We start from the raw sequence: 13,574 nt of genomic DNA, 5'->3' as shown, positions 1-13,574 counted from the left end.
GGGCATGCCGTGGCTGTTCTAAATGCTTGAAACCAGCATCGTCTGTGGTTTCGATACAAAACTGGAGTAGCAAAATGCCCAAGATGAAGACGAAATCGGCTGCCAAGAAGCGGTTCAAGATCACCGCGACCGGCAAAGTCGTTGCAGCAGCCGCTGGCAAGCGCCACGGCATGATCAAGCGGTCCAACAAGTTCATCCGCGATGCACGCGGAACGATGATCCTTGCCGAACCCGATGGCAAGAAGGTTATCAAGAACTACCTGCCGAACGGTCTCTGAGACCCTCGTCACTTTTGGATCAGTTAAGGAGATCATGACATGGCACGCGTAAAACGGGGCGTCACTTCCCGCGCCAAGCACACCAAGACTTTGAAGGCAGCCAAGGGCTTCTACGGCCGCCGCAAGAATACGATCCGGGCCGCCAAGGCTGCCGTCGATCGCTCGCGTCAGTTCGCCACGCGCGACCGTCGCGTCAAGAAGCGCAATTTCCGCGCTCTGTGGATCCAGCGTATCAATGCTGCCGTCCGCGAATCCGGCCTGACTTACGGCCGCTTCATCGACGGCCTCAACAAGGCTGGCATCGAAGTCGACCGCAAGGTCCTCTCCGACATGGCAATCCATGAGCCGGAAGCATTCGGCGCTCTGGTTGCTGCTGCCAAGAAGGCGCTTGATTACCTCAAGGAAGCCGGCACCACCAACGAGTTTGAAAGCGCGGTTCGTTAACCAGCGCTTCCCAAGCTTATTTAGCTTTACTGATTTTGGGAAACCCGCGCTGGTTACGGCTGGCGCGGGTTTTTCTTTTGCAGTCCGCACGTCATCCCCAAACAGCCGTCACGACCTCGCAATAGATCTCGCCGAGCATCAAACGGAAGAAACCATGTCCGATCTGGAAAACCTGAAAACTTCGCTTCTGGCGGAAATCGCCGGCACCAGTGACGAGGCGGCGATCGAGGCCGTGCGCGTCGGCGCTCTCGGCAAGAAGGGCTCGGTCTCCGAGCTCCTGAAGACGCTGGGCTCGATGTCGGCGGAAGAGCGCCAGACCCGCGGCGCGGCGATCAACGCGCTGAAGAACGAGATCACCGACGCCATCACCGAGCGTAAGTCGGTGCTGAAGGACGCGGCGATCGAGGCGCGTCTCAAGGCCGAGACGGTCGACATCTCGCTGCCGGTGCGCTCCTCGCCCGCCGAGCGCGGCCGTATTCATCCGATCAGCCAGATCGTCGACGAGATCACCGCCATCTTCGGCGACATGGGTTTCTCGATCGCCGAGGGCCCGGATGTCGAGACCGACTACTACAACTTCACGGCGCTGAATTTCCCGGAAGGCCATCCGGCCCGCGAGATGCACGACACATTCTTCTTCCAGCCCGACGAGAATGGCGAGCGCAAGGTCCTGCGCACCCATACTTCACCGGTGCAGATCCGCACGATGGAAGCCTCGAGCCCGCCGATCCGCATCATCATCCCCGGCAAGACCTACCGTCAGGACAGCGACGCCACCCATTCGCCGATGTTCCATCAGGTCGAAGGACTAGTGGTCGACCGCAAGTCGCATGTCGGCAACATGCGCTGGATCCTCGAAGAGTTCTGCAAGGCCTTCTTCGAGGTCGACAGCGTCACCATGCGCTTCCGCCCGTCCTTCTTCCCGTTCACCGAGCCGAGCTTCGAAGTGGACATCCAGTGCGACCGCTCCGGCCCGATCGTCAAGTTCGGCGAAGGCACCGACTGGATGGAAATCCTCGGCTGCGGCATGGTGCACCCGAACGTGCTGCGCGCCGGCGGGCTCGATCCGGACGAGTTCCAGGGTTTTGCCTGGGGCATGGGCCTCGACCGTATCGCCATGCTGAAATACGGCATGCCGGACCTGCGCGACTTCTTCAACGCCGACGTCCGCTGGATGAACCACTACGGTTTCCGCCCGCTCGACATGCCGACGCTGTTTGGTGGGTTGAGCAGCTAAAATGCAAGAGACCCTCGTGACTGCATTGCTGGCATTGGTGAGCGCGGCGATTGGTGGAGGAATTGTTGCGCTCGTAAATCATCTTCTCACCGGTCGGAGAGAACGGGAAAGCAAGCGCCGCGAGCTGATAGTGAGATATCTAATTGAGACCTACGACGCTATTGCCGCACCATCTTTCCTAGATCCGAAGGACGAGGTGCAAGCGATCGAGCGTGCCGTCGACAGAATTCAGCTATTGGGAGATTCGGAGCTTCTCAAGCTGACGAAGGTTTTTTGCGATGACCTTAAATCAACAGGGCAATCGGACACCAGTGAGTTGATGAAATACGTAAGGTCACAGGTTCGGCGAGAGCTCGGTTTGCTGCCCGCATCGCAAGATTTTACAATCCTGAGATTCCATGAGTTGAAAGAATAGGCGATGAAATTCACACTCTCCTGGCTGAAGGATCATCTGGAAACGGATGCGACCCTCAATGAAATTTGCGAGCGCCTGACCGCGATCGGCCTCGAAGTCGAGGATGTCGACGACAAGGCGGCCTACAAGCCGTTCGTCATCGCCAAGGTTCTCTCGGCCGAAAAACACCCGTCCGCCGATCGGCTCAAGGTGCTGATGGTGGATGCCGGCGACGGCAAGCCGGTGCAGGTCGTCTGCGGTGCCCCCAACGCACGCGCCGGCATGATCGGTGCCTTCGCGAAACCTGGAACTTACGTTCCGGGGATTGATGTCACGCTCGCCGTCGGCAACATCCGCGGCGTCGAAAGCCACGGCATGATGTGCTCGGAAAAAGAGCTCGACATGTCCGACAATCACGACGGCATCATCGATTTGGCCGAGGATGCTCCCGTCGGCACGCCGTTCGCTTCTTATGCCGGCCTCGACGATCCGGTCATCGAGATCAACCTGACGCCGAACCGTCCGGACTGCACCTCGATCCACGGCATCGCCCGCGATCTGGCGGCCTCTGGTCTCGGCACGCTGAAACCTCAGGCAAAGCCGGACTTCAAGACAGAAGGCCAGACCTCCGTCGGTCTCAAGATCATTCTCGACGACGAGCGGCTCTGCCCCGGTTTCGGCCTGCGCCTCGTGCGCGGCGTCAAAAACGGCCCGAGCCCGCTGTGGATGCAGCAGCGGCTGAAGGCGATCGGGCTTCGCCCGATCAACGCGCTGGTCGATATCACCAACTTCATGACCTTCGACCATGGCCGGCCGATGCACGTCTTCGATGCCGCCAAGGTGAAGGGCGACCTGACGGTGCGCCGCGCGTTGGACGGCGAGACGGTGCTGGCGCTGGATACGCGCGAATACAAGCTGAACCCCAGCAACGTCGTTATATCAGATGACAACGGCGTCGAGTCGATCGGCGGCATCATGGGCGGCGAACATTCCGGCTGCGACGAGAACACCGTCGACGTGCTGATCGAATCCGCGCTCTGGGACCCGATCAACATCGCCAAGTCCGGCCGTTCGTTCGGCATCATCACCGATGCCCGCTACCGGTTCGAGCGCGGCGTCGATCCGGAATATATGGTTCCCGGCCTCGACCGCACCACCCAGTTGGTGCTGGAACTCTGCGGCGGCGTCGCCGCGGAAGCGAAAGTCGTCGGTTACAAGGGATATCAGCCGAAGATCGTCGATTTCCCTTATGCGGAAGTGAAACGCCTGACCGGCCTTGAAGTCTCGACCGAGGAAAGCCGTCATATCCTGACGCGCCTCGGTTTTGCAGTCGAAGGCTCCGGCGAACGCGTTTCCGTCACCGTACCTTCCTGGCGTCCTGACGTCGACGGCAAGGCCGATCTCGTCGAAGAGGTCATGCGCATCCATGGCGTCGACCAGATCAAGCCCGAACCGATCGAAAAACTGTCGAGCGTCAATGCCAAGATCCTGACAACCCTGCAGATCCGCACCCGCACCGCCAAGCGGGCGCTTGCCTCGCGCGGCATGCTGGAAGCCGTCACCTGGTCCTTCATTCCGGAAGATCAGGCAAAGCTCTTCGGCGGCGGCGCCCGGGCGCTGAAGCTCGCCAACCCGATTGCAGCCGACATGTCCGACATGCGGCCGTCGCTGCTGCCGGGCCTGCTGTCTGCGGCGCAGCGTAATGCCGACAAGGGCTTTGGTGACGTGGCGATCTTCGAAGTGTCCGGCACTTACGAAAGCGACAGGCCGGAAGGCCAGCGCCGCGTTGCCGGCGGCATTCGTCGCGGCACGGCCTCGATCAACGGCACCGGCCGTCTCTGGTCGAACAATGCCAAGGGCGGCGGCAAGCCGGTCGATGTCTTCGATGCCAAGGCCGATGCGCTCGCGGTGCTCGAAGCCTGCGGCCTGCCGATGGGTAATGTGCAGATAGAGAAGGGCGCACCGGAATGGTATCATCCCGGCCGCTCCGGCACCATCAAGATGGGTCCGAAAGTCGTGCTCGGTTATTTCGGCGAGTTCCACCCGAAGACGCTCGGCGCCCTTGACGTTTCCGGCGCTCTCTGCGGTTTCGAGGTCTTCCTTGACGCCATGCCTGAGCCGAAGAAGAAGGCGACGCGCACCAAGCCGCCGCTGGAGCTTTCGCCGTTCCAGGCCGTCAAGCGCGACTTCGCCTTCGTGGTTTCGAGCGATGTCGAGGCCGGCGCGATCGTCAAGGCGGCGTCGACCGCCGACCGCAAGCTGATCGCCGGCGTCAACGTCTTCGACGTGTTCGAGGGCGCATCGCTCGGTGAGGGCCGGAAGTCGATTGCGATCGAAGTGCTGATCCAGCCGGCCGAGCGCACGCTGACTGACGAGGATTTCGACGCGCTGACGGCCAAGATCGTCGCCAATGTCGAAAAGACCACGGGTGGAACTCTGCGCGCCTGAAACGGGTGGCCTGAATCACCTCTGAAAGATAGCCTGCCTCATGGATGATGTGGGGCAGGCTTTTTATTTTGGAGGAACGGATGCGCACACCGGGATCGATGAAAGGACTTGAGGAACTCGGCCGGGTGAGGCTGTCGAAGAACTTCTTCTTCCGCGATTTCCTGTTTTCGGAGATCGCCAATTTCTACGCGATCCCGAACATTCCGGAAGATCCGGATCTGGCGATCGAGGCTGGCCGGCATCTTTGCGAGGAACTGCTGGAACCCTTACAGGCAACGTTTGGGCGGCTGCACCTGCGCTCCGGTTATCGCTGCGCTAAGGTCAACGAATTCGGCAACAAGAACAATCTCAATTGCTCCTCCAATGCCAACACGGCGGCCGACCATATCTGGGATCGGCGCGATGCCAAGGGCTTCATGGGTGCTACCGCCTGCGTCGTCTTCCCCTGGTTGGTCGACAACTATCACGACGACGGCGATTGGCAGAAGATGGCTTGGTGGATCCACGACCACCTGCCTTACTCGTCGATCATGGTCTTTCCGAAACTCTGGGCGATGAACATCCAGTGGCACGAAAAACCCGCCCGCCGCATCCGCAGCTTCGCCGAGCCGCGCGGCGTGCTCACAAAGATCGGGATGCCCAACAACGAAGGCGATCATTCCGAGCACTACATTGGGTTTCCGGGGCTTAAACGGTAAGCGATGGCGGACCGTTCAGGAATGCAGGTGATAGAGCTTGTTGACGATCACCCAGCGGCCGTCGATCTTCAGAAGCGAGAGATAATCCGAGAATCGCATGCCGGCGAACTGGTCGACGACCTTGACCGTCGCGGCGTCGCCGGTGACGTCGAGCGCCTCGATCTGGATCAGCGGCTGTGTATCGGCGGGTGCCGCACCTTCCGATGTGACCGCCCCGATGAAGTCGTCGAGCGACAGCCATTCGACCGCGCCATCGTAATTGCCGATGATACAGGCCTTGGGGTGGAATGCCTTCCGAAGCGCCGCTTCATGCGCAAACGTCATTCCGTCCACATAGAGATGGATCACCGCCTGAACGGCCTGCTCCTCGGACATCGATCTTCTCCCGTGTTAGCGCCAGCATACTAACACGGAAAGATGGAAGCCCGAGCTTGCGTTAGCAAGGGCAAACTTAACGGTTCGTCCAGGCCATCGCCTGCGCCGCATAGCGGGTCCCGGAAAATTTCTCAGGAGCAAGCAGGTCGCCAAGCGTCTTAAGCTCGTCCGCCGAGAGCGAAATTTCCGTCGCCGCGACGTTCTGTTCCAGATGCGGGATTTTTCTGGCGCCCGGGATGGGCACGATGAAATCGCCCTGCGCGAGGACCCAGGCCAGCGCCAGCTGCGCGGCTGTGACGCCCTTCTGGACTGCCATGTCCTCCAGCATCTTCACCAGAGCGGCGTTGGCGGCCATGTTCTCGGCGCTGAATCGCGGCAGCGTGTTGCGGAAGTCGTCCGGACCGAAATCCTCCGGCTTCTGGATCTTGCCGGTGAGGAAACCGCGCCCGAGCGGGCTGAACGGCACGAAACCGATATCGAGTTCGCGGCAGGTGTCGAGGATCTCGCCTTCCGGCTCGCGGGTCCAGAGCGAATATTCGCTCTGGAGCGCCGTAATCGGATGGACCGCATGGGCGCGGCGAATGGCGGCGGCACCCGCCTCGGAAAGCCCGAGCGCACGCACCTTGCCTTCCTTCACCAGTTCGGCCATCGCCCCGACCGTATCCTCGATCGGCACGTTCGGATCGACACGATGCTGGTAGAAAAGGTCGATCACCTCGACGCCGAGGCGCTTCAGCGAGGCTTCCGCCACGTCGCGCACATGTTCCGGCCGGCTGTCGAGGCCGGACATTGCCCGAGCGTCGGAGGCATTCGGGTCGATCCTGAAACCGAATTTGGTGGCGATGACCACCTTGTCGCGGAAGGGCTTCAGTCCCTTGCCGAGCAGTTCCTCGTTCTTGAAAGGACCGTAGACTTCTGCCGTATCGAAGAAATTAACGCCGAGATCGACGGCGTGGTGCAAGGTCCTGATCGCTTCCTGTTCGTCCTGGCCGCCGTAACCATGGCTCATGCCCATGCAGCCGAGACCGACGGCGGACACGGTCAGTTCTTTTCCGAGCTTCCTCATTTCCATGAGAGCCTCCTTCTGTAATCGCAAAAACTGACGGGCGTCTCGCGGCGCCCGCCGAATTGATCAGGCGCCGGCCTCGTTGAGCAGCTTCATCTGGTCGGCCGAAAGCGTCAGGTTGCCGGCGGCGATGATCGCGTCGAGCTGACCGACGCTAGTGGCGCTGGCGATCGGCGCGGTGACGCCGCGGGTCTGGATCAGCCACGCGAGCGCGATCGAGGCGACCTCGGCATTGGTTTCGACCGAGACCTCGTCGAGGGCTGCGAGGATGCGCAGGCCCTTGTCGTTGAGATAACCGAGCGCCTTGCCGCCGCGCGCCTTGCCCTCGGTGTCGGCCTTATCGCGGTATTTGCCAGTGAGGAAGCCGGAAGCGAGGCCGTAATAGTTGATGACGCCGATCTCTTCGTTGACGCAAAGGTCGGCAAGCGGACCCTCGAACGTGTCGCGGTCATAGAGATTGTATTGCGGCTGCAGCACGTCGTAGCGCGGCAGGCCGGCTTGCTTGGCAGCGTCGAAGCTATCCTGCAGCATTTTCGCGTCGAGGTTGGAGCAGCCGATCCCCCGGATCTTGCCCTGTTCCTTCAGCTTGGCGAAGGCGCCGAGCGTTTCCTCGTAAGGCACGGCCTCGTCCGGCCAGTGGGCGAGATAGAGGTCGATATGGTCGGTCTGCAGGCGACGCAGGGAATTTTCCACCTCTTCGAGGATCCACTTGGCCGACAGGTCCTTTTTGCCCTGGCCCATGTCGGATCCGACCTTGGTGACGATGATTGCCTTGTCGCGGGAGGTGCCGCCGCTCTTCAGCCATTTGCCGATGATCGCTTCGGACTCGCCACCGACATGGCCGGGCACCCAGCGATTGTAGCTGTCGGCCGTATCGATCGTGTTGAAGCCGGCATCGAAGAACCGGTCGAGGATGTCGAACGACGTCCTTTCGTCGGCGGTCCAGCCGAACACGTTGCCGCCGAGAACGACGGGGGAAATGGAAAGGCCGGTCCGGCCGAGTGCGCGCAGCTCCATGATATTCCTCCAAAATTTTTAAGTGAGTGGGATGAGCTTGGGAAAGGAGCCTGAGATTAGCCGATGTTCCGCCGCCGACCAGTCTCTATTTTGGGCGGGCGATCACTTTTTCAAGCGTCGCATCCGGCCTGCCGTTGCGTGGGTGCCGGCAGGCCAATAAGGTGCGGCAGCAATGCCATGGGGAGGTTCACATGCTGCGTTTCGGAATCCTGTCGACTGCCAGGATCGGCCATGAACAAGTGGCGCCGGCGATCCAGGACGCGGAGAACTGCGTCGTCACCGCCTTTGCCAGCCGTGATCTCGCCAAGGCGCGGGCGCTCGCCGACCGTTTCGGTGCCCCGCACGCCTTCGGTTCCTACGAAGAGATGCTGGCCTCCGACGTCATCGACGCCGTCTATATTCCGCTGCCTTCCAGCCAGCATGTCGAATGGTCGATCAAGGCCGCCGAAGCCGGCAAGCATGTGCTGTCCGAAAAGCCGATCGCGATCAAGGCGAGCGAGATCGAGGACCTGATCAAGGTGCGCGACCGCACCGGCAAGCTGATCTGCGAAGCGTTCATGGTCACTTACGCACCGGTCTGGCTGAAGGTGCGCGAGCTGGTGAGCCAAAAGGCGATCGGCGAGTTGAAGCACGTGCAGGGCTCGTTCAGCTATTTCAACCGCGATCCGTCCAACATGCGCAATATCCCGGAACTCGGCGGCGGAGCCCTGCCGGATATCGGCGTCTACCCGACGATCACCACACGTTTCGTGACCGGCCAGGAACCGCAAAGGATACAGGCGCGGGTGGAACGCGATCCCGGTTTCGGCACGGATATCTATTCCAGCGTCAAGGCAGATTTCGGTTCGTTCGAAATGACGTTCTATATCGCGACCCAGATGGCCGCCCGCCAGCTGATGGTCTTCCACGGCACCGAGGGCTACATCGAGGTCAAGTCGCCGTTCAATGCCGGCCGCTGGGGCGCCGAAGAAATCGAGCTCACCAATCAGAACCACGCGGTGTCGCAGATATTCCGTTTTCCGGACAGCCGCCAATACAAGCGCCAGGCGGAAGCCTTCGCGAAGGCAGTCAAGGGCGAGCCGGTCGAAGTCGTGACGCTCGAGAATTCGCTGAAGAACCAGAAGTTCATCGACGCCATCTACCGTGCTGGCGGCCACGACGGGTGGGAAACGGTCTAGTCCCGCCAACGACGGATGCGGTAGAGCCCGAAACCGCCGAAGACGAGCGCGCAGGCCCAGGCGAAGCCGAAATGCACGAGCGGCTGCACCTGCGGCGCGCGTGACGCCAGCGCTGCGAAAATTCCGTAGTTCAGCACAAGGCCGATCGTGACGAGCGGCCAGAAACCTGGCTGGCGCACGTGATCCGAAGCCGCGGGCAATATTCTGTGCAGGGCCAGTGCAGCAACCAAGCCGCCGCTCAGCGACATTAGGCGGTCTACAAGCGTGCCGGCCTCGGTCTCTGTAGTCAGGACCTGCAGTAGCAGCGCATCGACGGTGATCAGCAGCGCGAGGAGAATGGCAAACCGGGCGCGGCTGGTCATCGTGCGGTCAGCCGTTGATGGCCAGCAGACCGGCAAAGATCAGCACGGTCCCAAGTGCATATCGGAACGTCAGCGGTTCGCCGAAGAAAAGCTGCGCCAGCAGCGGCACGAAACAGAATGTCAGCCCCATGAAGGAATAGGCGAGCGTCAGCGGCACGGATTTCAGCACATAGATCCAGACGACCGTGCCGAAACCATAAAGCGCCAGTGCGGCGAGCAGCACCGGATTGGCGGCGAGCGCGAGGAGCCCGCGCACCGAAAAGTTACCGGCGGTGGAGCTGGTCATCTTGAACAGGACCTGGCCCATGGCGATCAGCAGCGGCGTTCCGAGAAGCCCGAGCCAGGTGATGGGGGAAAGCGAGGCGAACATCGAATATCCTCAGCCCGGCCGGTCTTCGCTGTAGAAGATGTCGCGGCCGATATCCTCGCAGACATAGACCTCCGGTACCGGATGGGCGGCGCGCAGGAAAGAATGGGTGTAGGCGAAGAAGTTGAAATGCGGGTTGAACGTGTAGCGGGATTCCCGTTCGCGGGGCACGACGATGATCAGCCGCTTTCTGGCGATCCGCCTGAGTTCCGCAACCGCCTCCCTGTATTCCAGCACATGCTCGATCACATGGGTGCAGACTACGGTATCGAACTCGCCGTCGGCAAACGGCAGGTCCTCGATCTTGGCGGCGACATATTCGACACCTTCGATCGCGGCCGCATCCTCGACGACGAAATCGACGCCGACGAGACGCGTGAGTTCGGGATGGGCGGCGCGAATATGGGTGAGCAGCGCACCGGTGCCACATCCGACGTCGCAGACGCTTGTGCCGGTAATCATCGAATTAATCCGCCGGATGCAGGCCGCCGAATTGTCCGTGCCCTCATGGACGCGCGGATGGTTGCGGTAGAGGTCCGCGTATTCCTCCTCCGTCAGGAACGGCGCCCGCTCCCGAAAACTGGCGAGATGGCTGATATGGTCGCCCCAGACGCGCTTGGCGAGCCAGAGGAAAAGCGGCGAATCCCTGAGGATCGGCGGCAGCAGGTCTTCGATGACGAAGCGGATGCGGTTGGTGGTTTCCCGGTTCATGCCGCTTTGGTCCTGCGCCGTTCCGGCTTGGGCCCCCGGACCGCGATCTGTGCCGGATCGGCGACATGCACGCTGGCCGGCAGGCTCATGTAGTGGATACGAAGCTGTTCGGCGCGGGCGCGCGACACGGAATCGAGTATCAGGCCGGCGGTGAAGATCAGCAAGGAAACCAGCATCAGCACCAGCGAGAACACCCAGGTGGGCATGCGCTCCACGAGGCCGGTCTGGAAATAAGCAACCAGGACCGGCGCCATGAAGATCAGGCTCGCTGCCATGAAGGCGCCGCTGATCAGGCCGAAAAAGGCGAACGGCCGCGTTTCCTTCATCAGCATCGCGAACATCCAGAGGATCCTGGCGCCGTCCTTGAAGGTCGAGAGCTTGGAATGCGAGCCTTCGGGCCGCCTTCCGTAATCGAGCTCGATCTCGCAGACCGGCAGCTTCAGCAGCGAGGCATGCACCGACATTTCGGTCTCGATCTCAAATCCGCCGGAGACAGCCGGGAAGCTCTTCACGAACCGGCGCGAGAAGGCCCGGTAACCGGAGAAGATGTCGGTGAAGTCGGGCGCGAACATCGTCCGGTAGAGGAAGTTGAACAGCCGGTTGCCGGCCGCATGGCCCTGCCGACCCGCATCCGCATGCACCCCGCGCCGGGTGCCGACCACCATGTCGGCGCGCTCGGTCAAGAGCGTGCGGACCAGTTCCTCCGCATCCTGCGGCGTATAGGTGCCGTCCCCGTCGGCCATGATGTAGATATCCGCCTCGATGTCGGCGAACATGCGGCGCACCACATGGCCCTTGCCCTGCCGACGCTCGCGCATGACGAGGGCGCCCGCGAGCATCGCCTGGAGGGCGGTGCCGTCCGTGGAATTGTTGTCGTAGACATAGATCCGGGCACCGGGAAGCGCCTCGCGGAAACCGCGCACCACGCCGGCGATGGTCATCGCCTCGTTATAGCAGGGCAGCAGGATCGCGATGTCGAAATGGCCGGTCAGGGCGTCGCTCATGTTTTTCACTCGATACACGGAAAACCGAACGCGGGAATTTCCCGTGCCGCAGGCTTTACTATTTCTTGGGAAGGTTAAGGCTAGGTTTCCTCAACCCTCGAACAGGCGAAAAGTCCGCACCAAGATGACGGAAAACATGGCAGACAGATCCCTATCGAGGGCGGCCGGCCGGCCCGCCGTGCCGCTACTGTCGCGGCTTCTGCCGGCGGTGGTTCTTTATGCGGCCATCGCCGCCGTCATAGCTCTCGCGTTTTTTCTCTCGGATGCCAAGGATTACGTCGGAGCCGACAATGACGACGTCATGCGGCTCGTCGAGATCAGGGATTTTCTCGGCGGCCAGAACTGGTTCGACCTGACCCAGTACCGGCTCGGTATCGAGGGCGGCACGCTGATGCATTGGTCGCGGTTGATCGATCTGCCGATCGGTCTGCTGATCCGGTTGTTTTCGCTCTTCCTCACTCCGGGCAAGGCCGAAGCCGTCGTTGTCACGATCTGGCCTCTTCTTCTGGTGCCGCTTCTGCTCGTGCCGCTCGGCCTGGCTGTCCGCAGATTGGCCGGCGTGGCGACCATGCACATCGCGCTCGGCTTGGGTGCGCTCTTCGTCCTCGGCTGCGTCCGCTTCAAGCCCGGTTCCATCGACCACCACAACGTCCAGCTCACGCTCGTCATGTGGATCGCCGCCATGCTGGTCGATCCGCAGAAGCGCGCATCGAGCTATGTCGTCGCTGCCGTCGCCTGCGCGCTGGCATTGGCAATCGGGGTCGAAACGACACCTTTTGTTGCCGTCGTTTGCGTCTGCGTCGCGCTTCAGTGGGTTTGGCATGGCCAGGCATTTTCCCGGCCGGCCCGTTTCTTCGGCCTCTCGCTGGCGTTGTCCGTCTCGGCGGCTTTCTTCCTGACGATCCCGCCGCGCGCCTATGCGGTCGTCACCTGCGATAACTTTTCACTCGGCTTCTATGCGCTTTCCGCACTGGGAGGAGCTGCGCTCTTTCTCCTCGCAAGCCTGCCGAAACAGCGCAGTCGCCCTTTCCGCGTCGCCTTGGCCGGTGTCACCGGCGGGGTGCTGCTGCTGACGGCCCGCATCATCGCGCCGCAATGCCTCGGCGATCCGCTCGGCACGCTCGATCCGCTATTGGTCGAGCTATGGCTGAACGGCGTCACGGAGGCGCGCTCGGTCTTCGCCGAAGCCCAGGCAGAGCCGGAAATGGTCGGTGGGTTCTACGCCGTCGGGCTCTTTGCGATTGTCGTTTGCCTTGTCCGCAGCCTGAAGCGCGAGGAGACGGAACTCCATCTCGTGCTGCTGGCGCTGATCGGGGCGTCATGGGGAATCGCGCTGCTGCAGGTGCGGGGCGCTTTCTTTTCCAATATGCTGGCCATCCTGCCGTTGTCGCTGCTGATCACCGATCTGCGGCGCGCCTCCGCGGCCGATCCCGAGAACCCCAGCACGGCCTTTGCCTATATCAGCGCCGTGCTGATGTCCGTGCCTGTCGTCTGGGCCTTGGGCGGCGTCCTTGCGGTCAATGGCTGGAAGCAAGCGGCCGACATGCGGGCGCTCTCCGGGGCCGGCATTTTCGGCGGCGAAGTCGGCGAGTGCGGTGATCCGGCGGACATGGCCGCATTGAACACCTTGCCCACGGGCGTCATAGTCGCGCCCTCCAACAGCGGGGCGGATATCCTGCGCTGGACCCCTCACAGGGCCCTGTCGGCACCTTATCATCGTAACCAGAAAGGCATGCTGACCGAACTCTACATAGGTCTCGCCCAGCCAGGCGAAGCAAAGGCCTTTCTGAGAGGTGCCGGCGTGACGGCGCTCGCTTTCTGCAAGGCAGATCCGCAGACCGACGCCTTGATCAGGCGCAAGCCGGACGGGCTCTATGCCAGCCTCGCCCGCGGCCAGGTACCTGATTATCTGCAGCCGTTCGGACAACCGAGCAAAAGCGGTTTCCGCCTCTATAGGGTGCTGCCGGACGGGAATTGATAACGGGATAAAACGCC

The 13,574-nt window shown here is 61.7% G+C and carries 15 protein-coding genes; 8 read left to right on the top strand and 7 right to left on the bottom strand.

The window, feature by feature from the left end; translation table 11 throughout:
• Positions 1-74 precede the first annotated feature (74 nt).
• From rpmI to MOV63_RS03425, 6 genes are all read left to right on the top strand, one after another.
• Positions 75-278 carry a 50S ribosomal protein L35 gene (gene rpmI, locus MOV63_RS03450; protein WP_007751830.1) on the top strand — a complete coding sequence of 68 codons (204 nt, stop codon included), beginning with the start codon at positions 75-77 and terminating at the stop codon, positions 276-278.
• A gap of 39 nt (positions 279-317) precedes the next feature.
• Positions 318-722 carry a 50S ribosomal protein L20 gene (gene rplT / locus MOV63_RS03445; protein ID WP_037079680.1) on the top strand — a complete coding sequence of 135 codons (405 nt, stop codon included), beginning with the start codon at positions 318-320 and terminating at the stop codon, positions 720-722.
• A 154-nt stretch (positions 723-876) separates the two neighbouring features.
• Positions 877-1,959, top strand: coding sequence for a phenylalanine--tRNA ligase subunit alpha (gene pheS / locus MOV63_RS03440; protein WP_247031683.1), 1,083 nt, complete (start codon positions 877-879; stop codon positions 1,957-1,959).
• A 16-nt stretch (positions 1,960-1,975) separates the two neighbouring features.
• The gene (locus MOV63_RS03435; RefSeq protein ID WP_247031681.1) at positions 1,976-2,374 is read left to right on the top strand and encodes a hypothetical protein; all 399 of its coding nucleotides are present in this window, start codon (positions 1,976-1,978) and stop codon (positions 2,372-2,374) included.
• A 3-nt stretch (positions 2,375-2,377) separates the two neighbouring features.
• Positions 2,378-4,801 (top strand): phenylalanine--tRNA ligase subunit beta, encoded by a 2,424-nt coding sequence (pheT, locus tag MOV63_RS03430; RefSeq protein WP_247031679.1) that lies wholly within the window; start codon positions 2,378-2,380, stop codon positions 4,799-4,801.
• A gap of 80 nt (positions 4,802-4,881) precedes the next feature.
• Entirely contained in the window at positions 4,882-5,499 is a 618-nt protein-coding gene (locus tag MOV63_RS03425; RefSeq protein WP_247031677.1) for a hypothetical protein, read from the top strand.
• Positions 5,500-5,514: 15 nt separating this feature from the next.
• On the opposite strand, the gene MOV63_RS03420 is transcribed toward MOV63_RS03425, so the two are convergent.
• The 3 genes from MOV63_RS03420 to MOV63_RS03410 all read right to left on the bottom strand — a co-directional run bounded on the left by MOV63_RS03420 (position 5,515) and on the right by MOV63_RS03410 (position 7,957).
• Entirely contained in the window at positions 5,515-5,874 is a 360-nt protein-coding gene (locus MOV63_RS03420) for a nuclear transport factor 2 family protein (RefSeq protein WP_247031675.1), read from the bottom strand.
• A gap of 76 nt (positions 5,875-5,950) precedes the next feature.
• Positions 5,951-6,946, bottom strand: a complete 996-nt coding sequence (locus MOV63_RS03415; RefSeq protein WP_247031673.1) for an aldo/keto reductase — start codon at positions 6,944-6,946, stop codon at positions 5,951-5,953.
• Positions 6,947-7,006: 60 nt separating this feature from the next.
• Positions 7,007-7,957: an aldo/keto reductase gene (locus MOV63_RS03410; RefSeq protein ID WP_247031671.1), complete on the bottom strand. Its 951-nt coding sequence runs from the start codon at positions 7,955-7,957 to the stop codon at positions 7,007-7,009.
• A 191-nt stretch (positions 7,958-8,148) separates the two neighbouring features.
• On the opposite strand from MOV63_RS03410, the gene MOV63_RS03405 reads away from it, so the two are divergent.
• Complete coding sequence (locus MOV63_RS03405) at positions 8,149-9,135, top strand: Gfo/Idh/MocA family protein (protein ID WP_247031669.1); 987 nt, start codon at positions 8,149-8,151, stop codon at positions 9,133-9,135.
• Here the strand turns inward: MOV63_RS03405 and MOV63_RS03400 are convergent.
• The 4 genes from MOV63_RS03400 to MOV63_RS03385 are packed head-to-tail and all read right to left on the bottom strand — an operon-like array spanning position 9,132 to position 11,579.
• On the bottom strand, positions 9,132-9,497 hold the full coding sequence (locus MOV63_RS03400) for a hypothetical protein (RefSeq protein ID WP_247031667.1): 366 nt from the start codon (positions 9,495-9,497) through the stop codon (positions 9,132-9,134). The two genes, MOV63_RS03405 and MOV63_RS03400, sit on opposite strands and share 4 nt — an antisense overlap.
• 7 nt (positions 9,498-9,504) lie before the next feature.
• The gene (locus tag MOV63_RS03395; protein WP_247031665.1) at positions 9,505-9,867 is read right to left on the bottom strand and encodes a transporter; all 363 of its coding nucleotides are present in this window, start codon (positions 9,865-9,867) and stop codon (positions 9,505-9,507) included.
• Between the two features lie 9 nt (positions 9,868-9,876).
• Entirely contained in the window at positions 9,877-10,575 is a 699-nt protein-coding gene (locus MOV63_RS03390) for a bifunctional 2-polyprenyl-6-hydroxyphenol methylase/3-demethylubiquinol 3-O-methyltransferase UbiG (RefSeq protein WP_247031663.1), read from the bottom strand.
• Positions 10,572-11,579, bottom strand: coding sequence for a glycosyltransferase (locus MOV63_RS03385; protein ID WP_038548323.1), 1,008 nt, complete (start codon positions 11,577-11,579; stop codon positions 10,572-10,574). The genes MOV63_RS03390 and MOV63_RS03385 overlap by 4 nt, the downstream gene beginning before the upstream one ends.
• Before the next feature lie 136 nt (positions 11,580-11,715).
• On the opposite strand from MOV63_RS03385, the gene MOV63_RS03380 reads away from it, so the two are divergent.
• A complete protein-coding gene (locus MOV63_RS03380) occupies positions 11,716-13,557 on the top strand; it encodes a hypothetical protein (RefSeq protein ID WP_247031661.1) in 1,842 nt (613 codons plus the stop codon).
• Positions 13,558-13,574: the final 17 nt, after the last annotated feature.

The sequence above is a fragment of the Neorhizobium sp. SHOUNA12A genome (assembly GCF_023006505.1).
Classification (GTDB): Bacteria; Pseudomonadota; Alphaproteobacteria; order Rhizobiales; family Rhizobiaceae; genus Neorhizobium.
The sequence above is the reverse complement of the archived record's forward strand: the minus strand, read 5'-3'. Positions and strand labels throughout refer to the sequence as shown.